This is a genomic window from Thiothrix eikelboomii (assembly GCF_900167255.1).
GTDB classification, from domain to species: Bacteria; Pseudomonadota; Gammaproteobacteria; order Thiotrichales; family Thiotrichaceae; genus Thiolinea; species Thiolinea eikelboomii.
This window is the reverse complement of sequence record NZ_FUYB01000004.1, coordinates 18,205-43,193: the sequence shown is the minus strand read 5'-3', so window position 1 is coordinate 43,193 and position 24,989 is coordinate 18,205. Positions and strand designations below refer to the sequence as shown.

22 protein-coding genes and 1 tRNA gene are annotated in these 24,989 nt (G+C 45.6%); 11 read left to right on the top strand and 12 right to left on the bottom strand.

Features of this window, described 5'->3' with window-relative positions; translation table 11 throughout:
* Positions 1–269: 269 nt before the first annotated feature.
* The 3 genes from B5D50_RS06010 (at position 270) to B5D50_RS06000 (ending at position 4,610) form a co-directional block, all read left to right on the top strand.
* Entirely contained in the window at positions 270–1,556 is a 1,287-nt protein-coding gene (locus B5D50_RS06010; RefSeq protein ID WP_159448586.1) for a surface lipoprotein assembly modifier, read from the top strand.
* Between the two features lie 14 nt (positions 1,557–1,570).
* Positions 1,571–2,992 carry a FecR family protein gene (locus tag B5D50_RS06005; protein ID WP_078921684.1) on the top strand — a complete coding sequence of 474 codons (1,422 nt, stop codon included), beginning with the start codon at positions 1,571–1,573 and terminating at the stop codon, positions 2,990–2,992.
* Between the two features lie 106 nt (positions 2,993–3,098).
* On the top strand, positions 3,099–4,610 hold the full coding sequence (locus B5D50_RS06000) for a peptidoglycan-binding domain-containing protein (RefSeq protein ID WP_078921683.1): 1,512 nt from the start codon (positions 3,099–3,101) through the stop codon (positions 4,608–4,610).
* Positions 4,611–4,641: 31 nt separating this feature from the next.
* On the opposite strand, the gene B5D50_RS05995 is transcribed toward B5D50_RS06000, so the two are convergent.
* The 7 genes from B5D50_RS05995 to B5D50_RS05965 all read right to left on the bottom strand — a co-directional run bounded on the left by B5D50_RS05995 (position 4,642) and on the right by B5D50_RS05965 (position 10,750).
* Positions 4,642–5,595 carry a DUF808 domain-containing protein gene (locus tag B5D50_RS05995; RefSeq protein WP_078921682.1) on the bottom strand — a complete coding sequence of 318 codons (954 nt, stop codon included), beginning with the start codon at positions 5,593–5,595 and terminating at the stop codon, positions 4,642–4,644.
* 30 nt (positions 5,596–5,625) lie between these two features.
* Positions 5,626–6,093, bottom strand: coding sequence for a hypothetical protein (locus B5D50_RS05990; RefSeq protein WP_078921681.1), 468 nt, complete (start codon positions 6,091–6,093; stop codon positions 5,626–5,628).
* A gap of 19 nt (positions 6,094–6,112) precedes the next feature.
* Positions 6,113–7,618, bottom strand: a complete 1,506-nt coding sequence (gene lnt / locus B5D50_RS05985; RefSeq protein WP_078921680.1) for an apolipoprotein N-acyltransferase — start codon at positions 7,616–7,618, stop codon at positions 6,113–6,115.
* 96 nt (positions 7,619–7,714) lie between these two features.
* Positions 7,715–8,392, bottom strand: a complete 678-nt coding sequence (locus tag B5D50_RS05980) for a tellurite resistance TerB family protein (RefSeq protein WP_078921679.1) — start codon at positions 8,390–8,392, stop codon at positions 7,715–7,717.
* A gap of 26 nt (positions 8,393–8,418) precedes the next feature.
* A complete protein-coding gene (locus B5D50_RS05975) occupies positions 8,419–9,273 on the bottom strand; it encodes a transporter associated domain-containing protein (RefSeq protein ID WP_078921678.1) in 855 nt (284 codons plus the stop codon).
* A 5-nt stretch (positions 9,274–9,278) separates the two neighbouring features.
* Complete coding sequence (gene ybeY / locus B5D50_RS05970) at positions 9,279–9,758, bottom strand: rRNA maturation RNase YbeY (RefSeq protein ID WP_078921677.1); 480 nt, start codon at positions 9,756–9,758, stop codon at positions 9,279–9,281.
* Positions 9,755–10,750: a PhoH family protein gene (locus tag B5D50_RS05965; protein WP_234975811.1), complete on the bottom strand. Its 996-nt coding sequence runs from the start codon at positions 10,748–10,750 to the stop codon at positions 9,755–9,757. The genes ybeY and B5D50_RS05965 overlap by 4 nt, the downstream gene beginning before the upstream one ends.
* Before the next feature lie 352 nt (positions 10,751–11,102).
* Between B5D50_RS05965 and B5D50_RS05960 the strand changes: the two genes are divergently transcribed.
* Positions 11,103–12,956, top strand: a complete 1,854-nt coding sequence (locus B5D50_RS05960; protein WP_078921676.1) for a response regulator — start codon at positions 11,103–11,105, stop codon at positions 12,954–12,956.
* Between the two features lie 292 nt (positions 12,957–13,248).
* On the opposite strand, the gene B5D50_RS05955 is transcribed toward B5D50_RS05960, so the two are convergent.
* From B5D50_RS05955 to B5D50_RS05940, 3 genes are all read right to left on the bottom strand, one after another.
* On the bottom strand, positions 13,249–13,542 hold the full coding sequence (locus tag B5D50_RS05955; protein WP_078921675.1) for an addiction module antidote protein: 294 nt from the start codon (positions 13,540–13,542) through the stop codon (positions 13,249–13,251).
* A gap of 365 nt (positions 13,543–13,907) precedes the next feature.
* A complete protein-coding gene (locus B5D50_RS05945; protein WP_078921674.1) occupies positions 13,908–14,243 on the bottom strand; it encodes an Arm DNA-binding domain-containing protein in 336 nt (111 codons plus the stop codon).
* A gap of 147 nt (positions 14,244–14,390) precedes the next feature.
* Positions 14,391–14,475, bottom strand: a tRNA-Leu gene (locus tag B5D50_RS05940).
* A 124-nt stretch (positions 14,476–14,599) separates the two neighbouring features.
* Here B5D50_RS05940 and rnr point away from each other — a divergent pair.
* From rnr to B5D50_RS05920, 4 genes are all read left to right on the top strand, one after another.
* The gene (gene rnr, locus B5D50_RS05935) at positions 14,600–16,840 is read left to right on the top strand and encodes a ribonuclease R (protein WP_078921673.1); all 2,241 of its coding nucleotides are present in this window, start codon (positions 14,600–14,602) and stop codon (positions 16,838–16,840) included.
* Positions 16,840–17,592: a 23S rRNA (guanosine(2251)-2'-O)-methyltransferase RlmB gene (gene rlmB / locus B5D50_RS05930; protein ID WP_078921672.1), complete on the top strand. Its 753-nt coding sequence runs from the start codon at positions 16,840–16,842 to the stop codon at positions 17,590–17,592. Before rnr ends, rlmB begins: the two co-directional genes overlap by 1 nt.
* Positions 17,593–17,949: 357 nt before the next feature.
* Positions 17,950–18,612 (top strand): outer membrane protein, encoded by a 663-nt coding sequence (locus B5D50_RS05925; protein WP_078921671.1) that lies wholly within the window; start codon positions 17,950–17,952, stop codon positions 18,610–18,612.
* Positions 18,613–18,816: 204 nt separating this feature from the next.
* Positions 18,817–20,442: a hypothetical protein gene (locus tag B5D50_RS05920; RefSeq protein ID WP_078921670.1), complete on the top strand. Its 1,626-nt coding sequence runs from the start codon at positions 18,817–18,819 to the stop codon at positions 20,440–20,442.
* Between the two features lie 154 nt (positions 20,443–20,596).
* Here the strand turns inward: B5D50_RS05920 and B5D50_RS05915 are convergent, their stop codons facing one another.
* The gene (locus B5D50_RS05915; RefSeq protein WP_078921669.1) at positions 20,597–21,085 is read right to left on the bottom strand and encodes an Rrf2 family transcriptional regulator; all 489 of its coding nucleotides are present in this window, start codon (positions 21,083–21,085) and stop codon (positions 20,597–20,599) included.
* A gap of 124 nt (positions 21,086–21,209) precedes the next feature.
* Between B5D50_RS05915 and nhaR the strand changes: the two genes are divergently transcribed.
* A complete protein-coding gene (nhaR, locus tag B5D50_RS05910) occupies positions 21,210–22,106 on the top strand; it encodes a transcriptional activator NhaR (protein ID WP_234975810.1) in 897 nt (298 codons plus the stop codon).
* Positions 22,107–22,141: 35 nt separating this feature from the next.
* On the top strand, positions 22,142–22,519 hold the full coding sequence (locus tag B5D50_RS05905) for a YkgJ family cysteine cluster protein (RefSeq protein WP_078921668.1): 378 nt from the start codon (positions 22,142–22,144) through the stop codon (positions 22,517–22,519).
* 446 nt (positions 22,520–22,965) lie between these two features.
* Here B5D50_RS05905 and B5D50_RS05900 read toward each other — a convergent pair whose 3' ends face one another.
* Positions 22,966–23,790 carry a M23 family metallopeptidase gene (locus B5D50_RS05900; protein ID WP_078921667.1) on the bottom strand — a complete coding sequence of 275 codons (825 nt, stop codon included), beginning with the start codon at positions 23,788–23,790 and terminating at the stop codon, positions 22,966–22,968.
* 35 nt (positions 23,791–23,825) lie between these two features.
* Here B5D50_RS05900 and B5D50_RS05895 point away from each other — a divergent pair, with 35 nt between their 5' ends.
* The gene (locus tag B5D50_RS05895) at positions 23,826–24,989 is read left to right on the top strand and encodes a pyridoxal phosphate-dependent aminotransferase (protein WP_078921666.1); all 1,164 of its coding nucleotides are present in this window, start codon (positions 23,826–23,828) and stop codon (positions 24,987–24,989) included.

The window sequence follows — 24,989 nt, the reverse complement described above, 5'->3', positions numbered from 1 at the left end:
TAGGCTAAAAAGCCTGAAACTGTTAGTTATTCACTGGTTTTGAACTTAGTGGGTCGTACTTGAGTCAAGACCTGCATAAGCTTAGTCAAACTGTCAGGGTAAAACGGTAAGCTTTCACTGAGGGCTTATACCGCTCGCTGGCTGAATGGTAAAGTAGTTGGCAGAAAATACTGATACAGAAACTAGTACAGAAACCGATACAAGAGAGAGGCTAATGCATGACTTTAGGCATAAATAAACTAAATTTTTCAAATTTACTGATTTTATTTATGTTCAACCTTTTGAATACTCCAGTCAGTTTTGCAGCAAATCGGCCTGAGTTTCAAAGTCTGCAACAAGCGATTGACCGCGCCCAATATGTAAGTGCTTGGCAACAAGCAAAAGCCCTGAATGACCAATATGAAGGTGATGCCTATTTTGATTATCTGTATGGTTTGGCTGCTTTAGAAAATCAACAGCTTGATTATGCCTTATTGGCTTTGAAACGCGCCGTCACCCATGACCCGAAATTAGTCAGGGCACGCCTAGAATTAGCCCGTACTTATCTGCTTCTAAATAATCCATCGGCGGCTATCAGTGAATTTAAAGATGCACTTGAATTTCCGCTGCCTGCTCCCGTGCGTAGCAATGTACAAGCACAAATTCAACAACTAGCAACCAAACCCATCGCTAGCTCTGGTGCTTGGCAAGGTTCAGTGAGCTTCGCGTTAGGACAAGATAATAATGTGAACTTAGGGCTGAACAATACCAGCATTAACCTACCCATTTTTGGTGAGGTTATTCTTGATCAGGCCTCAGTACGACAAGACTCTATTTTTAGCGAATTGAGTGCACAGTTGGGATATAATCGGGTATCAAGCCCACAACAGGCGTGGTTCGTCAATGGTAATGTGAGTAACAAACATTATCCCCATGCGAGCGCTTATCATTCGCAAGAACTAGGTCTGCAGGCAGGCAAATTATGGATAGACGGGGCTAAGCGCTATCAACTGGGTCTTAATTTACAAGCCTTACAATTAAATAATCAAGCCTATTACTATTCCCAAGCTTTGGACGCTAGCCTAAACTATCAACTCGCCACCGATAAAAATTGGCTCAGCGGGTTAAGTTGGACACAGACGAATTATCAGCAGACGAGTCATCAAAGCCAGAATAATCAAACCATCCAACTCAGCCAACAATATCAAATTCGGCAAGGGCGTTTAGGCCAGCAATGGGGTGTGGCTATTAGCCATGAAATACCCGCCCAAACTCAATTTAACCATCTTAGCCGCGATGTTCTAAGCTTAGGGTATGGCTTAAACCACACTTGGAACGACCAACACAGTAGCTCAATTGGCATTAATCTTCAGCGTCGGATCAACCAAGCTGAGGATTTAAGTTATAAAATTAAACGCAAAGATACACGCCTGACCTTACAAGCGACGCATCAAATGCAATTAACGAATAAAACAACGCTCTTTACTCATGCGGGCTACATAGATAACCTAAGTAATTTAGAGCTTTATGACTCAAAGAAAGCGTTTGTTAAACTTGGTCTTGCTCATCAGTTTTAGGACTAGGAGAGTTAATGATGTTAACTAAATTAAATTATAGCTTATTATGCCTCTTATTAAGCTCTCCGCTGGCTTTGGCTACTAGCACTGCTCATGAGCCCTTAGGTAAAACCTTATTAGCACAAGGCAGTATTCAAGCAGAGCGTTCGGGTGCTAAACAGGCTTTGAAACGTTTAAGCCCGGTGTATCGCACCGATGTGATTCGCTCTGGTAAAGACTCTAGCGCTCAATTTCGGATGATTGACGATGCTTATCTTGATCTCTACGAAAACTCTGAGTTGCGTCTCCATGAATACCAATTTAAAGCCGATGGCCAACGCGGTAGTGTGATTATGGAGCTAATCTCTGGTGGCCTAAGGACTATTTCTGGGGCGATTGGCAAACAAAATAAATCCGACTATCAACTTAAAACACCGACCGCGACGATTGGTATTCGTGGTACGTTTTATGAAGTGAGTCTAACGAAAGAAGGCATGTATTTAGCCGCATGGAAAGGGGGAATTACCATTAAAACCCATTCGGGCGCTTGTAATACCGCTTTAGGAATCGGGCAACAGGCTAATTTTGCGTTTGTCAATCGGCAAGGTCAATGTGAGTTATTAACCGAAGCCCCCCCGATATTTACGCGCAAAGCCCCCAAACCTAAAGCCAATGGCACAGCGCTGGCTCTAGCCTCAGACGAAACCACTGACCCAACCCGTACTGTCTCTAAACAAGAAGAATTACCACCCGATAACAGTGGGGGAAATGGAGGCACTGATGTGGGTAAACCACTCGCTCGTCAGGCCATTATTATTAAAGGCCAGCAAGTCGTGAAAGGCTCAGCCAGTCAGAATACTGAAGGCAGGCCATTGCTCAAAGTAAAAGGTGAGATATTGACTACCCGCCCACAGCAGGTACAACAATATAGTCAACCTTTAAGCCAGTTTGATGTTCAATGGGGACGTTGGGCCAATTACCAACTCGTCTCTGGCAAGGAAGTACCTAATCAACAAGGACTCATGTGGATTTCCTATCAAGGTACACCGAAAGCCATCTTAGAACAACGCAGTGGTTCTGCGCACTATCATCATTTACTCGCCAGCTCCGCACACAGTAATTTGGGTGAAGTGAGCAAGCTCAAAGTCGGAATGAATATCGACTTTAATAGCGGTAAAATCGCTCAAGGTAAAATCAGCGCAGAAGTACCTGACCATACTTGGCAAGGAGAGTTTGATGGGCAACTTAGTGCGGGTGATTTAACTCTCAATTTTCAACAGGGTCAGCTGATTAATCATGCTAACCAACAAACCAGTTCAGTTAATGGGTCGATTAGTGGTGATTTTGTCGGTAATTTTGGTCAGGCTATTGTCGGCGGCTTTGATATGCATCAAACCAATAACCCTGCCAATTATATTAATGGTGCCTTCCTGATCCAACAACCGGATGGCAATTAAAGCCCTATTTAATAGCATTTAATTGGCCAGTCATATCATTTAATTGGCAAGTCATTGGCCAGTCACTTAAGCTAATGAACTGTTTGATAAGCCTTAGGAGCAAGCCATGTCTACACTGAGTCGGGCTGATTTTTTGCAAGAAATGGCCAATAAAAGCCTGAATCTTGAGCGTGCGCGGCGTGAGCCACGCTTAACTAGCTTGAATTGGACGACTTTAGATCTTAATCGAAATGGTGTAATCAGCGGCAGTGAATTCACTTATCTCTTTACCGCGCTGGATCGTTTTGATGTGAATGGCTCGTCTTTATCTTTGGATTTAGGCAGCAATACCGCGCCAACGCCGGTCGGTAGAATGGTTGCGGCACTTCGCGAGTTAGTGACCACCCTACCCGTCACTAATCCGAGTATCCATTTGCTGGATCGTGCTTTAGCCAAGGCCTTTCCAAGAGGCCTCACTGCAAGTTTAGGACGTGGTTCTATCGGTACAGGGGTGGTCGCAGTACAGTATACCTTAGGGCGCTTAGGTTATTTACAGGCTTTATGTGATGGTAGTTTTGGCGAACTCACTGAGCAAGCCTTGCTGAACTTTCAAGCTGCTCGCGGCTTAGCCACGACAGGTAGCGTAGATACTGTGGTTTTAAAAGCCTTAGATACAGCGGTCGTGGCGTTGGATTTACGCGCACCTGCTGCTAAGGCGGCTGATCCTTTAGCCTATTTATCTAATTTCCGTAGCTTAGGTTTACCGATTCTGACTATTCGTAGTACAGCTGAAGTATTTACTTGGGCTAGCCCAGAAATCCGCCATGCCTTTGGGCAATTTGTTGGCTTTTATTGGGAAGTGATGAAGCGTAATCGCGTAGAAGGCGACTGCAAAAATATTGCCCTCTTCTTCATGGATCAATTCCGCAAACAATTAGCTGAAGATCGACTGATTCAATTGCCCCATCCGGTGTTACGGGGTGCGGCGGAAAAAAAATGGATTATTGCCACTAGTGATAAAACTCGAGGCTTGTTTAGTCGCGCCGATCAGTTACTCAGAACGCAGGGTTTGCGCGTTACTCGTCCCGGTTATGGGGCAATTTTAAAGGTACAAGCGCTCGACTCGGAACATTCCATGCTGTATGGGGTGAATGTGCATTATCCAGAAATTAGTGCCAACCAAGTTGCCAAGTCCTGTACTCGTTTATTTGATTGGAATTCAAGTTATGACAATCGTGGGGATAGCTCTAAACCCGAACTACCCGTGAATCAGCTCGCAGCAGGTAATCTAATTTTTATTGATCACAGCGGTGATGGCCGATTTGATCATACAGTCACCGTCATAAAAGTGGACAAAGACAGTGCGGGGCGGACTCGTAAACTCGTGCTAGCGGTAGGTTCTTATGATGATGTGCGGGATGCCTCCTCAGCGACTAGTGTCGAAGGTGTCGGCCTCTATATCGTCAATACTTATTCCGAAGAAGTCACAGTCGAATTCAATGAGCTCGGCAAAATCACTAGCTCCGTGGTGACTTATGCTTCAGAACCTAGTTATCTCGTGGATACTCGCTACAGTGCACGCACTACCTTGATGGAGCAACAAGCAGGCGGCAAACTCATTGTAGCGCGCTGGGGTTAGGTTAAGAATTAAATCCGAAGGGCGGCTGTTGTTAGTTTGCCCCTTTTAATTTACCAATCAGCTTACTAATCGGTGTCCAGACTAATAAAACTAAACCACCCGCGATCACCCCGACTAGGGTACTTAATACCGTGGGTGTAATCGCTGCTAAAAACTCACCGATACCCGGAACTTGGCGCACAAAAGCAGCCCCACCTTCCAAAAACTCATGGGAATGTGGCAAACCATGTACCAAAATACTCCCGCCTACCATAAACATGGCTAAAGTACCCACAATCGAGAGCGTTTTCATCAGCCAAGGAGCAAAGGCTAATAAACCACGCCCTAAAGCCCGCTTAAAACCAGCCCAAGCATGCTGTGCTGTAGCTTGGATTAAACGCAGACCCGCATCATCCAATTTCACGATCCCAGCGACTAGGCCATACACACCAACCGTCATAATCAGCGCAATCAAAGTCACGACCGTCACTTGTGAACTAAAGGGAGCATCTTGAACAGTCCCCAGTGCAATCACAATAATTTCTGCAGAGAGAATAAAATCCGTGCGAATCGCACCTTTAATTTTATCCTTCTCAAACTCCACCATGTCCACCTTCGGATCAGCCACTGCTTGCAACTCAATGGCATGATGTTGCTCTTCAGCGGCGGGATGGAAAATCTTATGGTAGATTTTCTCAAACCCTTCAAAGCATAAATAAGCACCGCCGATCATTAATAAAGGCGTAATCAACCAAGGTGCAACGGCACTAATCCCTAAAGCCGCTGGCACTAGAATGACCTTATTCCAAAAAGAACCTTTCGCCACCGCCCAAACGACAGGCAGCTCACGATCTGCGCTCACTCCGGCCACTTGCTGTGCATTCAAGGCTAAATCATCGCCTAATACCCCGGCCGTTTTTTTGGCGGCGACTTTAGTCATGACGGAAACATCATCTAAAATAGTCGCTATATCATCAATAACAGCTAACAGACTTGCTCCCGCCATAACTACTCCCGAACATCTAATGAATTAAGCTTACTTAATAGCTGGTGCAGATTTATTTTGCAAATTCGACGCTTGATTCGGTGTACCCACCACCGGCTTAGCCTCAACTTTCAAGCTCTCATCCGGGCCATCACAATAACTCCAGGTTGCTTCCCAACGTGAAGGAAAATCTTTATCCAAGAATTTCACATTAAATCGCCCCCAATGCGCCGTCATTTGCCCATTAATCCCAGGGCGCTGGGTATCGCAGGGCTTTTTAGAGGTGTTTTTTGCCCAATAACCCGGATAACTTGCACGATTGCTATACACTTTCGCTAAGCCCAAAACATAAATCACACCGGGTTCTTGCTGAGTGCCATAAGACCACATTGCAGTAGGTCCCATTTCAGCTTCATAAACAATGCGCCCTGAATTACTATCCCAAACCTCATCGGCTTGCACGGTAGGAAAAGCTAGGCTTCCTAAAAAAGCTAAACTGACTAATAATTTGACTCGCATGCTTGACTCCTGATAAGGATTAACGGAATTTACCACGCCCTAACCAGCCCACGACGACTAAAGTTATGGCTAATAATGGCATTAAAAACCAATTGCCCCACCGGATATAAGGCGTACTGCCTTGCATAGGTTGAGCAAACTCTTCAACGACCACCGCTTGATATTGCGGCCCTGTTGTCACGATTTTGCCCTTTTCATTAATAATTGCGCTCACCCCATTATTGGTGGCACGCAATAAATAACGCCCCGTTTCAAGCGCCCGAAAACGCGCTAATTGCGCATGCTGAGCGGGCTGAATCGAACCAGTAAACCAACCGTCATTGCTAACATTGACTAACATGGTCGCTTCCGGCAAACCGTCGATCATTTCCTCGCCATAGGCATCTTCGTAGCAGACCGACATTCGCATCGGTTGCCCTGCCACTTGCAGATTCACCTTACCTTTCCAAGGAGCAACATTGGAATAAGGCAGCATAATAAAATCTTCCATCCAACGTAGATACTCCAAGAAGGGGGTATATTCACTAAAAGGGACAAGATGACGTTTGCCATAAACCTCTAAATCCCGCACGGACATAATCGCGTTATACATACTCTCGGTTGCTTTATCATGATGAAAGCCGCCCATCAGCAAATCAGTTTCAGCTGCCTTAAACACCTCTTGGAGCGGTTTAACTACATCCTCCATCGACTGCTGAAAGGTATCGAAAATCGCTGTTTCAGGCCAAATGATCAGATGTGAAGAAGTAATACGTGGCTCCATCAGATCAATATGCTTTTGAATATGCTCATTCCGAAACTCCGGTAGCCATTTATCTTCTTGTGGAATATTCGCCTGAATCAGACTGACAAATAACTTCTCTCCCACCGGTTGAGTCCAGTTAATCCAGCTCAACCCATAACCGAGCACGAATAAACCCGCCACAAGTACCGCTGCATAGAGCTTTTGCAAACGCTCACCGGTCACAAATAAGACTAAAGCCCCAGCACCGACGGCCACCAACCAACTAATCCCTAAAGAACCAATAATCGGCGCATAATACGCAAGGAAGGTATCGCTTTGACTATGCCCTAGCTGCAACCAAGGAAAACCTGTAAAAAACCAACCACGAAACCACTCAGTTAAAGCCCATGCGGCTGGAAAAATAATTAATAACTTAATCCAGTTCGCTGGATAAGGGAAAAAGGCGGTCAATAAGCCAAATAGCATTAAAGTGAGTGCTATCAGCAGGACAAAACTGGCAACCATGCTGCCTGCTAGCAAGCTATTCGCACCACCAAAATAATGAATACTGAAATAAATCCAGTGCGCGCCGCCCGCAAACAGGCCGATACCAAATACCCAAGCTAAACGCAGGCGTTGCCCCCGCAACCTAGGTTTTAAATTCAACCAGAAAAAGACGGCAGGTGTCAGAAAAGCAATCGGCCACCAAGCAAAAGGGGCAAAAGCTAACACGGAGGCTAAACCAGCGAGGAAAGCCAACAGATAATCCCAACGGGAAGTTTGGGCACGAAACGACAACATGCAAAACGCTCAAAAGGAAAAGGCTGGATTATACCCCAGCCTTCTACTTGCACCATAAATTTTCAGTAATTTAAGCTTGCTAGATCATTTAAGCGATTAAGCTAAAGCGACTACCGTGTCTGGTAAACCCAGTGCTGTTTGCAAATCATTCAAATAGACACGCTCTGCTTCCTGCTGTTTATCCAATAACAAGGAAGAGACTAGATACAATTCTAAACCTGCTTGCTTATCGCCTTTGGCTAGAGCAGCGACCTCTTGAGCCGTTAACGGCTTGATCAGCTCATTCATCAGCAGATCATTGAGATCTTGCTCGAGCTGCAACTCCGCCATTTTAGTCCGAATCGTCTGCAGTTCTTGTTCATCTACTTGACCATCAGCCTTGGCCGCTGCAACCATCGCCTTGAGCAAGACTTCACTGGATAACAGCGGTGCTTGCTCAGGTGCAGGCAGTAGCATAGGCGTCTTCACTTCCACAGTTGCAGTAGGATTATTCTCAGCTTGCCAACGCTGATACATTTGATACGCCAACCCCCCTAAAGCCGCCACGCTCCCCACTTTTAAGCCCACCCCAGTCACTTTCCGCCCGGTGCGTGTACCTAATAACAAAGCCAAAATACCAGCGGCAGCAGCACCTGTTTTCATTCCAGAGAGCATAGAATCACGCTCAGCCCCTTCGGCCGGAATACCTAATTTTTGCTCTGCCAGTGTTTGGCCTTGCTGTACCGTGTCCTTGCCCGTTTTTAATAGTTGCTCTAATAAATGATTAATATCCATGCCTTCCTCTTGAGTTAATCCGTCCGTTAATCCGTCGTGCTTAGGTTCAAATTCGTTTGAACCTCTAATAAGAGAATCCTACGGCTATCACTTTCGACAATGCGGAATAAAACTTCATCTAAGATGAGTTCTTCGCCGATACTCGGAATTTTCCCCATTGCATGCATCACTAAACCCGCTACCGTATCATAGTCCTCAACCATGAAATGAGTGCCCAATACAGCATTCAACTCACTCACGGTGGTTGTAGCATCCACGAGATATAGATTGGGTGCTTGCAAACGAATATTCAAGTCTTCCTCGTCATCATGCTCATCATCAATATCCCCGACAATTTGCTCGAGTACATCTTCAAAAGTGACTAAACCAGTCACACCTGCATATTCATCGAGTACTACGGCCATGTGGCTACGGCTATTTCGAAACTCGGCTAATAACCGATTTAAACGTTGGCTTTCTGGAACGAGTAAAGCAGGACGGACAATATCATGCATGGCAAAACTTGCCGCCCGACCAATATATTTGAGCAAGTCTTTGGCAATCAAAATACCAATCAATTCATCCTTATTTTTATTCATCACCGGATAGCGAGAATGCTCAGTTTCGGCAATCGCTGTAAGAATTTGTTGAAAATCAGCATCATGATCAATGAAGCTAATTTGAGAACGCGGAATCATAATTTCCCGCACTTGACGACTACCAAACTCCAGCACACCTTGAATCATTTTTACTTCATCGGTGTGGAGAATTTTTCTATCATTAGCCCTTTGCAGATCATCTAATAATTGACCATGAGTCTGAGAGTCTAGATCGAGATGATCAATCAGCCATCGTTTCCAACGCGGTCGGGGTTGAGAACTGGCTATATCACTGTTTTTCATGCTACCTATTCATTCAATTCGTAAGGATTGGGCATACCCAATTGGCGTAAAATTTCAATTTCACGCGCCTCCATTATATCAGCTTCGACCTCACTGTCTTCATGATCAAAACCTTGCAAATGCAATAAGCCATGCACAATTAAATGCGCCCAATGATGATGTACAGGCTTGGTTTGCTCAGCGGCTTCACGCTCTACCACAGGCAGGCAAAGTACTAAATCGCCTAAATGCCCTAGTTCCTCTGTACTCAAAAACTCTAATTCAAAATCAGAGGGTTCATAGGGAAAAGACAGTACATTAGTAGGATAGTCTTTATACCGATAGCTTCGGTTCAAGTCTAAGCCTTCTTCAATGCCCACAATACGAATCACCACACTGGCTTCGTTTTCCTCCAAGCAAGCAGCACGCGCCCATTGCTCGATGAGTTCCTGCGCAGGAATAGAGGTAAACTCTTCGGGATTTTGAATTTCAACCCATAAGCTCATGAGCCACCTCGAGCGGTTTCATGCTGCTCATAAGCGGCCACAATTTTTTGTACCAAAGCATGGCGAACCACATCCTGCCCTTGAAACCAAGTAAAACTGATCCCCGGCACATCCTTTAAAATCCCCAGCACTTGTTTTAAACCGGAGGCTTGTTGGCGGGGTAAATCGACTTGAGTAATATCGCCCGTGATCACCGCACGCGAACCAAACCCTAAGCGGGTCAGAAACATTTTCATTTGCTCGACCGTGGTATTTTGCGCTTCATCGAGCAAGATAAAAGCATCATTTAAAGTCCGCCCTCGCATATAAGCTAGTGGAGCAACTTCAATCACATGATGTTCAATTAAGCGATTGACCTTTTCAATCCCCAACATTTCAAATAAAGCGTCATACATCGGGCGTAAATAAGGATCAATTTTTTGCGAAAGGTCACCGGGTAAAAACCCCAATTTTTCGCCAGCTTCCACCGCAGGACGCACGAGTACTAAGCGTCTGACTTCATCTTGCTCTAAAGCCTCCACCGCACAAGCCACCGCTAGCCAAGTTTTACCCGTGCCTGCAGGCCCGATGCCAAAGCTGACATCATGATTACGAATATTTTGCACATAACGCGCTTGGGTGTAGCCTTTAGGGCGAATATAGCCACGGCGCGTGCGAATTTTCACGCTCTCATGCCCTGCATCCGCCAGCTGATCTAAATTCGCGGCCTGCATAAACATATGCAGCTTATGAGGGTTGAGTAGGGTATCAGCGGTTTCTACATAGAGATTCTGCAGTAGATTAATCGTAGTTTGCACCAGATCAGGATGCCCCGATACTGCAAATAAATGCCCACGATTACTGATTTCGACCCCGAGTCGAGCTTCGATTTGGCGTAGATGTTGATCAAACTGGCCGCTTAAATTGATTAAACGCTCGGTATTCACCGGATTAAGCTCAAAACGAACGGTAACCGATTCACCGTTTTGAGACGCTTGATTAGCAGTAGTCAAACTAACTTAGTTTCCTATTTTTGAAAAATCTGATTATAGCCTAAGGTACTGTGCTTAGTATTATACATCTCGCCTAGGCAAGCTAGACGACGGATGGGAATAGGCTATAAATCATTCTTATGCTAAACTATAGCTGCAATAAAACAATGCGCTTAGCCTAATAATAGTACAAAAATAAATGACAGGAATAAATGCAGGACTTAACCAACACTTGCCCAGTGCGACTGTCATTATGGGCAGTTTAGCAGGCGACTCTCCGTACTTTTATCAGAATAATCAAACCATCACTCTAACCGCTATTTACGAACGGGATGTAAATTAGCCCTACCCTGAGCGTTTTGAGACGGATACTATGACATCAGCACTCAATAATCCTAGCCCTAATCATGAACTTGAGTCTGGGGCAACCATTAGCCACCGCCTTGCCGCTCAGTTAAAGCGTTGCCGACTGACTCCAACTGACTTACCTACGAGTCAAGAGCAATGGTCTAAACTCTTGCATATTGTTGATAGTACCTATGCCAGTCATCATGAAGCCTATTATTTGCTAGAACGATCCTTAGACGTGTCCTCGCAAGAAATGAAGACGCTCTATGAAAACCTCAAGCAAGAAAGTGCCCAACGCATTGATGCTCTGCACAAATCCGAGCAAAAAACTCGTTTCATGGCCAATATGAGCCATGAGTTACGCACCCCGATTCATGGGGTGATGGGTTCTTTAGATGTGCTACGCGAAACCCGATTAGATGAGCGCCAAAGTGCTTTTATCAATATTGCCTATAGCTCATGTGAAGTGATGTTGGAATTAGTCAGTAATATTTTAGACTATTCAAAAATTCATGCAGGTCAACTCACCTTAGAGAAAGTTGATTTCTCCCCTAGCGCCTTAGTCGAAGACATTAGCCAAATGATGGCGACCATGGCACATAAGAAAAATTTAGATGTTTATTGCTATGTTCCTGAAGAAACGCCCGCCTTGATGTTCGGTGATGTAGCGCGGATTCGCCAAGTGTTAATGAATATAGCCAGTAATGCGATTAAGTTTACTGAAAAAGGTGAGGTGATGATTAGCCTTGCCATTCATGAAGTTAATGAACAAGAAGCCACTCTCGTCTTTGAGATTCGAGATACAGGGATTGGCATCCCAAAAGCCATGCAGGAAAGTATTTTTGAATCCTTTGTGCAGGTCGATGCCAGCATTAATCGCCGCTATGGGGGTACAGGCTTAGGTCTAACTATTGCTAAAGAATTAGTCCTGTTAATGGATGGACGAGTCTGGCTTGACAGTATCCCGGGTCAAGGTAGCCAATTTTGGGTCGAGCTTAAGCTCCCGATTAAACAATTAGTCAGCGATGAAATCGTTGATGATTATTTAGCGGGTCGCTATATTTTAGTGGTTGAGGATAAGCAGACCCACCAAGCCATTCTCAAAAACTACCTGAAAGCATGGAAAGCTAAACCGATCATTGCAAATAATGGCATGGAAGCGCTGCAAATGCTGCGCAATAGCCTTGCCTTAAATGAACCGTTTGCTGCGATTATTTTGGAACGCACACTACCAGAAATGGATGGTAAAACACTGGCTCGCTCCATTCGAACTGATCGTCATTATGATCGTTTGCCCTTGATTATGTTAACTACACATGAGCTAGATAAAACCGAGCAACGTGAACATGGGGTCAATGCCTGTATGAGTACCCCCTTAAAAGCCAAAGCCTTAAAAACCTTGCTAATCCAACAAACCCGTCAAAAAGCAAGCTTCGCTCCCGAGCAACCCGCCTTGCTTGGAGGGAAACTCAATCAAAACAGTGACCACGCACCTGCGATTTTATTAGCAGAAGATAATCCCATTAATGCACTGATTGCCACGACCATGTTAGAAAGCTTGCCTTATCGCATCGACTTAGTTAGCAATGGCAAAGAGGCCTTTCACAAGGCGACCCATTATCCTTATCACTTGATCCTTATGGATATTAATATGCCCGATATGGATGGTTTTACTACCACGCAAGCGATTCGTGAATGGGAGCAAGCCAATGCTTTAGCGAATACACCGATTATCGCCCTCACTGCAAATGCTTTAAAAGATGATCGAGAAAAGTGCCTAGCCGCTGGCCTAAATGATTATTTAGCCAAACCGGTCAAGAAAGAAGAAATGTTAAAAACCGTGCAACATTGGCTAAAGCTATCCCCGCTGAAGTATTAATAGCCTTGGTACAGATTTTTAAAGTTTCCTGAATAGATGTGGCCTAGGTGCATCGAAAATCCTTGCCCCTCAATGTAACCTTTTTTAAAGTGGCCTTTATAACTGTATGGTTGATTGTCTATCGAAGTACCGCTTACTGTGCATTTCCATCGGCCAAGTCATTAACACAATTGCCGTTATAGGAGTATCCAATTTCTTTCAGTAGGTCATCGTTAACACGACACTGCTTATTTTCAGCAAAAGTAACACGGATATAAGTAGCAAAGCATCATTAAACACCATAAGAAATCCTTCATGGCGCAAGTTGTACCGTCAAACGTAACCCTAGTGCATGAATTACTTTCAAAATGGTAGCAAACTCTGGATTCCCCTCACCTGATAGCGCTTTGTAAAGACTCTCTCTAGCAAGTCCTGTTTCTCGCGCTAATTGAGTCATACCACGCGCCCGTGCTACAACCCCTAAGGCACGGGCAATAAAGGCCGGATCATCGCTTGCTTCTTCCATACAAGCGTCTAAATAAGCCTGCATATCCTCATCTGTTTTTAAGTACTCAGCAGAGTCATAATGACTAAATCCTTGAGGCATTGTTCGTTTCCTCCCATGCTTTTATCAGTGCTTTGGCTTGTTCAATATCGCGTTGCTGAGTGGACTTATCACCACCACAAAGTAACTAGCAACACTTGGCCTTGTTGTTTGAAATAAACTCGATAACCTGATCCATAATGAATACGAGCCTCACTTAGCCCTCACCAATCGGAGCAACATCGCCCAAATTACCACTTGCCACTCGATCAATTCGTGCTTGAATACGCACCCTAGCTGACCTATCGCGTAAATTGGAAGACTTCAAACATCAACTGTATCTCATAGGTTACAGATTTAGAGCATAGCACTGTCCTAGGTTAACTACTATCTAGCTCATCAATTCATTATTATTTTGCCTTATCGACCTACTTATAAAGCCTACACACTGCATCACAGCAACAACCGCCAGTATTCGCATTCTTTGCACTCCTCCAGCGTTGGAGTGAATCGCGACGATGCTGATGCCATTCTCTGGCGATGGTTTCAAAAGAGTGGGCTTGTGCTTTTAAAGGAATATCGGGATAGTCCCCAGAGATATAAATAGCTGGTTTTTTTTCAGATAGCTTGAGGTAACGCATCCGCCAAACCTTGCGACCATTCGGAAGTACCTCCAAGTACACATTCTCACCCACAGGGATTCGATAAGGCTTTTCTTCAGGCTTGGCGCTTTTCAGTTTCACATCTGAGATACTAACCGCCATAGGTATATGCTCCACAGTTCATATACCTGTTTATATACCTGTTTTGTTTAGATGGTCGTAGACTAGACTACCCTAGACACAAAAAAGCCCTGAATCCGTTAAGATTCAAGGCTTTATAGATGTACTAGATTAATCTAGATGATAACTTGGTGCCGAGAAGAAGACTCGAACTTCCACGGGTTGCCCCACTAATACCTGAAACTAGCGCGTCTACCAATTCCGCCATCTCGGCAAAGAGAGTAATGTCTCAAGTGCGGGGCAGAATACCGAGCTTGTCTTTTTTTGTCAAACAAAAATTCGGCCATTTTGGTATCCTAAGCCGCTAAAAATCACAAACATTAAAACAAGGAATTCTGTTGAAACTAAAAGACCCTTATCTCGAGCGTGAGGCTGAAAAATACGATAATCCCATTCCTAGTCGGGAAGTCATTTTACAAATTCTGGCTGCTAGCCCCCACCCTTTAGATTTTCCAAGTCTAGCGGCGGCTTTAGGCTTAGTAGAAGAAATCGACATTGATGCCCTCCGTAAACGTCTGCGGGCGATGGAGCGTGATGGGCAACTTCTTTTTAATCGTCGCCGCCAATATGTGCCAGTCTCACGGGCTGATCTGATTTCTGGGCGGGTAATGGGGCATCCCGATGGTTTTGGCTTTTTAATCCCGGATGATGGCTCACCGGATTTATTCCTGCACGCCAAGCAAATGGATAGTGTGATGCACGGTGATCGGGTGCTGGCCAGCGTGCGCGGTTTAGATGCCAAAGGTCGACGCGAAGGCGCCGTGGTCGAAGTTTTAGAGCGCGCTACCGAGCAAGTTGTTGGGCGTTTATTGGTGGAGTCGGGTATCGCCTTTGTCGTACCTGATAATAAGCGCCTGACTCAAGAGATTTTGATTCCACCCGATCAATTACATGACGCCAAACCGGGGCAAATTGTCGTTGCCGCAATTATTGAGCACCCCACCAAACGCTCGCGCCCCATTGGCAAAATTCTTGAAGTCCTCGGTGATCATATGGCACCGGGAATGGAAATAGATATTGCCATTCGTAGCCATGAACTACCCTTTGAATGGCCACAGGCAGTCACTGAAGAAGCAGATCGCTTGGGCTATGAAGTCCCTGAACGTGCGAAACAAGGGCGTGAGGATTTACGCTTATTACCCTTAGTGACGATTGATGGTGCCGATGCTAAAGACTTTGATGATGCGGTCTTTTGTAGCCGTGAAGCAGATCACTGGCGTTTATTGGTGGCGATTGCAGATGTCTCTCATTATGTGAAACCGGGTACGGCTTTGGATAAAGAGGCGACTTTACGCGGTACTTCAGTGTATTTCCCCGGCAAAGTCATTCCGATGCTACCAGAGATTCTGTCTAATGGACTGTGCTCACTGAATCCACAGGTGGATCGTTTATGTATGCTCTGTGAGATTCGCTTAGATGATGAAGGCACGGTGCTTGATTATCAATTCAAGCAAGCAGTGATGAATTCAGCAGCACGTCTGACTTATGATCAGGTCGCGGCGATGGTTGTCGAGCATGATATTGAGCTGCGTAAGCAATACGCTGAGCTAGCCCCGCATTTAGATAATCTCTATGCCCTGTATCATACGCTGAATCATGCCCGCTTAGAGCGTGGCACGATTGATTTTGAAACCACAGAAACCCGAATTATTTTCGGTGAAGACCGCAAAATTGATGCGATTGAGCCGAGTGTGCGCAATGATGCCCATAAGATTATTGAAGAATGCATGATCCTAGCCAATGTTTGTGCAGCAGGCTTCCTCAAAGCGCATGAGCTGCCTAGTTTGCATCGTGTACATGCTCCACCCTCTACAGAAAAACTCGAAGACTTACGAGCCTTTTTAGCAGGGGTGGGTTTATCGTTAGGCGGTGGTCTAGAACCAGAGCCTGCAGATTATGCGCGAGTCTTACAACAAGTACAGGGGCGTGCTGATTTCCATTTGATCCAGACGATGCTACTGCGCTCGCAATCGCAAGCACAATACAGCCCTGATGCCGAAACGGGGCATTTTGGCTTAGCGCATGAGGATTATGCACATTTCACTTCACCGATTCGCCGCTATCCTGATTTGTTAGTGCATCGAGCCATTCGCCATCTTTTAACCGGTGGTACAGCGGCTAATTTCATGTATAGCTTAGCCGATATGCAGGCTCTCGGTGAGCATTGCTCAATGGCTGAGCGCCGTGCTGATGATGCTAGCCGTGATGTGACGGCTTGGCTGAAATGTGAATACATGCAAGAACATGTCGGTGAGGTATTTGATGGTCTGATCACTTCGGTGACAAATTTTGGTTTATTTGTCGAGTTGGCGGATATTTATGTGGAAGGTTTAGTCCATGTCACCGCACTCACCAATGACTATTACCGCTATGATCCGGTGCGGCAACGCTTAACGGGTGAAAGTTCAGGCCGCACCTTCCGTTTAGCAGATAGCATTCGGGTGAAGGTCGCACGGGTTGATTTGGATGAGCGCAAAATTGATTTTGTACTCGCCGATGCTGCTGAGAAACCCGCAAAGCGCGCCCGTAAAAGCCTTAAAACCAGTAAAAAACCCGTCGCACGCAAGAAGAAATCTTAATGGCTAAGACAATCATTTATGGTATTCACGCCGTAGAAAGCGCCCTGCGCAATGACCCTGAAAATATGGGAACGATTTGGCTGGAAAAAAATACCCGCAATGACCGCCTGAAGAAACTGCAAATACAAATTGCAGAAGTGGGCGGTCTAAAAGCAACTCCATCAGATCTTGAGCAGTTGAATAAAATAGCCAGTACAGGTCGCCATCAAGGGGTGGTCGCGGAATATTATCAAGCCAAAGACTATACCGAAAATGATCTTTATGACCTGCTAGATCACTTGGATAATGAAAATATCCAAGCCTTCTTGTTGGTACTGGATGGTGTCACTGACCCCCATAATTTGGGAGCTTGTTTGCGAACAGCGGATGGGGCTGGTGTGCATGCAGTGATTGCACCTAAAGACCATGCCGCAAGCATCAATCCAACCGTGCGCAAAGTGGCCTCGGGAGCGGCTGAAGCGATACCGTTTATTGCCGTCACCAATCTCGCTCGGACTTTAGATAGCTTAAAAGAGCGAGGTATTTGGCTAACCGGTACAAGCGATAAAGCTCAGCAAACCCTCTATCAAGCGGATTTAAAAGGGCCAATGGCTTTGGTCATGGGGGCAGAAGGCAGCGGTATTCGCCGTTTGACTGAAGAACGCTGCGACTTTTTGATTTCGATCCCGATGCGTGGGCAAGTGTCGAGCTTGAATGTATCCGTAGCAACGGGGGTGTGTTTGTATGAGGCTTTGCGGCAACGCCAAGCTTAGATTTGAAAATACACTGACCGACTCGGTGGTGGCTGCGGATATTTCTAAGCCACCCCGAGCTGTAATGATTTAATGACTGGAAACATCATCCTTACTTAGGTAGGGACTCGCCTTCCCATAACTGCAAATCAAAACCTGCTTTGATGAAACGAATCAGCTTGACTCGATACATCCACAAGTTTTTTTAAAACTCACTGTTATTTCTTGAGTTTATGCCTATAGTTAAGGTATGAGTTTGGTTATTCTAACCACTCTAGTTTTAAATAAAAAATTTTAATGTAAATTAACAAATCGTTATTCAAAAATAAATTTAATTATAGCCCTTGATTATTTGAATACATTTGTGAGGTTAATAGAATGAAAAAATTAATAATTGTCAGTTGTTGTTTATGTATCTCAAACTTTGCTTATGCAGAAACTCGTTGGTACGGCGGAGTTGCGGCTGGTAAAACTTATCATAAACCCAAGCTCAGCCAACAGACGGGGGGTGCAAAAAGAAACTTATCACTCCCCGCTAAAGGCGCTGATCACGGCTCACTGGATAAAACCAAAATCACCGATCTACGCCTCGGTTATCACTTAAACTCTCAATACAGCGTCGAAGTCGACTGGCGCAGACGCGGCTGGAAAGCGCATGGCGAACGTGCTTATTATGAAGTGGAGCAGGCTAAGAGTCAGCATAAAGCCCTGATGGTAAGCGGAGTTTATCGTCTACCAATGGCTTATAATCTGCAAGCTTATGCAAAAGGCAGTGTGGGTTTAGCACGTAATAGTTTACAGGGTCGACTGGCTCAAGATGATGTTAATACCCTGACTTATGCGAAGCGTGCAAAAACCAAAGCGGCTTATGGGGTGGGTGCAGGAGTTAATCTCGCGGTTAGTAAACACATTAACCTAGGTTTAGATTATCAATACGCTAATCTTGGCAAATCACATAGCCATAAAGCAGCAAATGGCTCAAGATTAAACTCAAATTATAAAGGTGGAGAATTAATGGGTAGTTTGACTATTAATTTTTAGTCAGGCTAATTTATATGATTTAGAGTTTTATATGACCTAGCATGAGCACTCCTCGTGGGTAAAAGTAGATCTACCTCTGCAATACCCACGTGAGTTCATCGACTGTTGGGTGCTGACCCACGCTAGATAACCCAGCGAATCAGCAAACTTGCCTGAACACACTATAATTAGCTGATACTAACAAGCCCAAGCAAGGAACACCCGATGGATCGAGAAGCTGAGATTAATGCCCGCCTAGATGCTTTTAATCGCAATCCAGTGGCATTCATGAATGAAAAGCCCACCAAATACGATGCGAATGGCAATCCCGTCGCGGGAGTAACTTTATTTGGAGCCACGACCATTGCCAATCGTCGCTTTGTGGAGGCTCGTGACCTAGCGCGCCAACGCGCTTTAGCTCTCAACTCGCAGGGGACTGCACGGGCGGCAGCGGCAGCCAATGATAAGGCGGTTAATCTCGTTGATGCTTTGCGCTATACCAAACTTCAAGAGATGGAAACCGCTAAGCTTAAGCAGGCCAAACTCGCTGAAACACCGTGGTCAGATGATTATTGGGGTTTATACAAAGGTGAATTAGGTGCGCGTTATGGTGATCCCAACTTTCCCAATAGTGACGATTGGCAAAAAAACTGGAATTACGTGGCAGCTAATCCTGTGGCAGCGATTATCAAAAGTCGGAGTGCCTCACGGATTAACCGCCTGTCTCCGGCAGAAAAATACGATGCCATCATCGGAGATGCGGAGGGCAGCCTGACTCAACGGATGTGGGCGGATGGTAAAAGCTTTTATGATGCAACGGGTTCGGTTGAATCGTGGATGGGTATTTGCCACGGTTGGGCACCCGCTGCCTATATGCTGGCTCGCCCTAAAAAAGCAGTCACCCTTGTCACCCCTGACAATGTTCCGATTAAATTCTTCCCAGCCGATATTAAAGCGCTTGCTTCCTTACTATGGGCGAATATGCCTGCTCGTACTCGGTTTATTGGTGGGCGGTGTAATGATAAAAACCCAAGCTTAGATCAAAGTACCGGGCGGGTTACCTCTGCGCAATGCTTCGATACTAATCCGGGTACTTGGCATTTAGCGGTTGTGAATCAAATTGGCGTGGCGAAACGCAGTATGGTCTTTGATGTCACCTTTGATTATGAAGTCTGGAATCAACCTGTGTATGGTTATAGCTATACCTACTTTAATCCCCAGACTCGTAAAGCCACGAGTAACTTAGCACAGGCTAAGCTCGCGATTAGTGCTTATACGACTGATAAATTTAAACGCTTCCGTAGCCCTCAAACCCGCTCCGTCGTCGGTGTGTCTATGTTAGTGTCCTATATCGTAGAAGTTAACCCGACTCAACGTGAGGAGGATCAAGCCGCTTATGATTCTATCCAACAAGTCGCTTATGAATATGATTTAGAACTCGATGCGAATGATGTGATTATTGGCGGTGAATGGTATCGGAATGAACACCCTGATTTCTTATGGACACCCGCCAAAGGGACACCAGCCCAAACTCGCTATGAGAACTCCGCCAGTGGTAATTGGGATGATATACGACGCGCCATGCCAGTGAGTTGGCGAACCTCTGCGATTCAAGCTGCACTGAATGATCGAGCACCCTTAGCAAAAGTTGTTGAACGCTTGATTGCTTTCTCAAATGGTACGGTACGTGCAGCAACCGATACGCCACCGGTGCCTGCACCGACTCCTTCAAGTCCTAACCCAACGACTACGACCACGACACCACCCTCGAGAAGCCCATCAACAGGAACAGGAACACGGCCTTCACGAATCGGTGCATGGTTTAATCGTATTCTAGGGCGTGAATCTTAAGCGGTACTTAAAAAGCGGGGTTGATGTTTGCGACAACCCCGCTCGACATGAGCTGCCAGTAGCGATTAAGGAGGAGTCAGGCAGCTGAGAGTGAACTTCAATCAAACCAAGTTTAATCAAACAGTTATCAAACACTTACCAAGTAAGCATCTATTTATGCACCTGCAGGTTGGGGCATAAAACCACCCCGTGCAGGAAACATACGGGCAATCAAACTCGCTGTCGTCCCCGGACGATAAGCTGTTTCTTGCTTTTTATGTTTATAAGTTAAGCTTTCTAGACTAATACCATCTAGAAACTCAGCGACACGCTCATCTAAACCGACCAACATCGCATCAATATTAGCCTGATTCGAGCAAGCAGCGGCATCACGATCTTCTTCACCATGCGTTTCAATCGCCCGAACGATATCGGCAATCGAAATTCGCCCTGCTGGGCGACCTAAACGATAGCCACCACCGGGGCCACGAATCCCTTCGACTAAACCCGCATGGCGCAAACTATAAAATAGTTGCTCCATATACGATAAAGAAATCCCTTGTTCTTTAGCGAGATTGCTTAACCGGAGTACCTTGCGATCGTTATGTAATGCCAACGCCAGCATTGCCATCACTGCGCGTTGGCTTTGTGTTGTCAGTTTCATCTGCCGTCTCCTATATAACGGTTTACTTAAGGCATGTAGAGAGTATATAAAAGAACCACTTTAATAAAAATTCGAATTTTGAACCTGTTTAGTTCGTAAAAAACGAAGCTTTTTAAGGAACTTAATGACCATGATTAACTACAAACACCTTTACTATATGCGCGAGGTCGCCACGGCGGGCAGCCTTGCACGAGCCAGTGAAAGCTTGCACTTAACACCGCAAACTTTAAGTGGCCAAATTAGCTTATTAGAAGCTTCTTTAGGCACTGATCTGTTCAAACGCCAAGGCCGTGGTCTTGAGCTGACAGAGGCAGGGCAAGTTGCCTTAAACTATGCTAATGAGATCTTTCAATTAGGCGATGAGTTGGAACAAGTCCTACAACACCTGCTGAAAGGCCATGCTCAATTGTTTAGAGTCGGCGTTTCGGATTTAGTGCCTAAGTCGATTGCTTATCGTTTACTAGAACCCGCCATGTCTATGCAGAAAAAAGTTCATATTGTCTGCACTGAGGGTAAATTATCTGACCTTATTGCCGATTTAGCAGTACATCGGATGGAGTTAGTGATTGCAGATAGTCCGATGCCTAATACTATGAATGTCAAAGGTTTTAGCCATAAGCTAGGCTCAAGTGGGATTAGTTTTTTTGCAAGCCCCGCGCTGAAAGCGAGCTTAGCAGGTGAATTTCCAAGCTGTTTAGATGGTGCACCGCTGTTAATTTTAAGTGAGGGTGCCGCTATTCGGACTAAACTGCTCACATGGTTTCATAATCAACAAGTTCGCCCGATGATTGTTGGTGAGTTTGATGATAGTGCTTTAATGCAAGCTTTTGGTTTTGCAGGCACAGGTATATTTATTGCGCCCACTGCCTTAGAGGCGGTTTTACAACAAGAAGGTCGTGTAGAAGTAATTGGCCGCAGTTGTGATATTAATGAGAATTTCTATGCCATCTCGATTGAGCGAAAAATCACTCATCCTGCCATTAAAGCCATTACTGAACATGCTCAAGGCTGGTTACACTAAGCTCACAGTTTACACTCAGCGCATAAGGTAAAATCATGCCAAATCCTCTTAGTTCACCTAATCCCTGTTTAAGCTGTGGTGCTTGTTGTGCATGCTTTCGCGTGTCTTTTTACTGGGGCGAGACGGATGCTGCTCCCGGAGGATATGTACCTACGGAATTAACTCAGCCTATTTCCCCGCATCGCTCAGCCATGAAAGGCACTGATCAACCAAAGCCTCGCTGTTGCGCCTTGCAAGGTGTGGTAGGGCAAACAGTGTTGTGCAGCATTCATCCTCAACGGCCTTCACCTTGCAGAGAATTTAATGCGTCATGGGAAGCGGGGGAGCCGAATGAGGCGTGTGATCGAGCACGTCGCCACTATGGCTTAGCGCCCCTAGCACCCATTAAAGCGGGTACTCATAGCGAAATATAAAGAAATGTTACCGACCCTAGGTATTCAGGTCTTGTTTATTTAATAAAAATTTTCTATACTAGCTGAAATAAAAAAGCGGATCTAAAAAGCATGATCCGCTTGCTTTGTGAAGGTGACTCAAGAACTCCAAAGATCAAGTCTTTGGAAATCAAGGATGGCGTTATACACAGCCTATCCCTGACAGCTCCTAATCTACCCAACAACCAGCTCCCCAATGAATGGCCGGTTGTGAAGGCAAATCAGGAACGGCAACCTCAGCTCGCGTCATTCTGAAACCTCTAAGCCATTGAGTGTCAGAACGGCGGAAACATTATTTTTTTATTACAGCATCGTCGTGACGACAGAACCGCTACCACAAACCCCAATTTTCGCGATTCCTGCTGAAGTTGAAGCTATTTTATTGATTCAGCACTGAATCAAACCTGAATATATGGACTGATTTTTAATCAATTGCCTTTCTGCAGAAATAAAGCCGGATTAACCGCTGCCCCATTCAAATAAACCGACCAATGCAAATGTGGTCCGGTGGCTCGCCCAGTTTTTCCGACCAAACCTAATAAATCACCTTGCGTGACCATTTCACCCTGTTGCACATGAATTTGGCTCAAGTGGGCGTACATACTTAAAAGTCCACCTCCATGATCAACATAAACTACCTGACCACTAAAAAATAGTGTACCCGTATAGATAACTCTACCCGAGGCAGCAACCCTAACTGGTGTACCACTCGCCGCTGCTATATCCATCCCACTATGCGGCTGACGCTGATGCCCATTTAAAATACGCCGCAAACCAAAACGTCCACTATCCCGCCCAGCCACTGGGCGAATAAATTCAGTCTGAGCTTCTTGCTCTGAAAACTGTCTAACCAAGCGCTTTTGCAAAGCTAATTCCTGTATAATTCGTGCGGATGACGCTTCATCAGGCTCAACGGTATTATGATCTGCCAGCCGTAAGCGTTGGGTTCGATAAGACTTATGGCTAATTGCAAAACTGATCGTTTCCTGCTGACCTGCACTAGCCACCTCCAGTTGCTGTGGTCCTGGCTTGGCATCTAAAGGAATACCGACTAAAGCCAGCCACTCGCCCTGATGCGGAACGATGGTGACTCGTTGTCCCGCATAATACGCAAGGGGTGCTGCTTGCGATTGCTTAGCGACAGGAATGATTACCAGCCCACCGGGAACGGCTTGCTGTGTAGGAAAAGCTTGTGTTGTGCAAGCACAAGCGAGTAGCGTTAAGCCTGTTAGGATTGTTATAGCCCTGACCATTTTTCAAGCCTTATTGTTTTAAGTGATTAATTATTATGTCCGAGCCTACTATCTTAGCCGAACGGATGAAGTCCATCCAAGCCTTTCATGTCATGGATATTCTGGCACGCGCTCGCCAATTAGCGAGTAGTGGGCGCTCGATTATTCATATGGAAGTGGGAGAACCTGATTTCAGTACCCCCGCACCCATCGTCGAGGCAGGTTTACGCGCTTTAAAAGCGGGCCAAACTAAATACACACCCGCTTGTGGCCTTCCCGAATTACGTGAAGCTATCGCTGCTTGGTATGGGCAACGCTTTCAAGTCAAACTAGCGCCTGAGCGAGTGATCGTAACACCGGGGGCATCCGGTGCTTTGCAATTAGCACTTGGCGTATTAGTGAATCCACAGGATCAAGTTTTATTGACTGATCCGGGTTATCCTTGCAATCGACATTTGGTGCGTCTGTTTGAAGGGCAACCGATTTCGATTCCAGTGACAGCTGCACACAATTATCAACCCAGTCTAGCGCAGGTGCAACAGGTTTGGAGCGAGCAGACTCGGGCGGTCTTATTGGCTTCTCCAGCTAACCCAACAGGTAGTTTATTAAGTACTGAACTCACCCAGCAGTTATCGACCTATATCGCCCAACAACAAGCGACTTTTATTGTCGATGAAATCTATCAAGGGCTTACTTATGATCAAGAGCCAAGCACTGCGCTCAGCATTGCAGATGATATTTGGATTGTGAATAGTTTCTCGAAATATTTTGGAATGACCGGCTGGCGTTTAGGCTGGTTGATTGCCCCAGACTATGCCGTGGATGCGATTAATCGTTTAGCACAGAATTTATTCCTTTCCCCCCCGACGGTTGCACAATATGCTGCACTCGCAGCGTTTCAACCAACGACACTGGCGATTACGGAAGAGCGTCGTTTTGAATTTGCCAAGCGCCGTGACTTTCTGCTCCCCGCCTTACAAAACTTAGGCTTTAAGATTCAGAACAATCCACAAGGTGCTTTTTACATCTATGCGGATGCGGAGCGCTTTAGTGACAATAGTCATGCCTTGAGCCTACGTTTATTAGAAACCGCTGGAGTCGCATTTACTCCCGGCATTGACTTCGGTGAGTCGGCAGCAAAAATCCATGTTCGCTTTGCCTATACCACTGCTTTAGCCGAACTTGAACAAGCCGTAGAGCGGTTAGCTAAGCATTTGTGA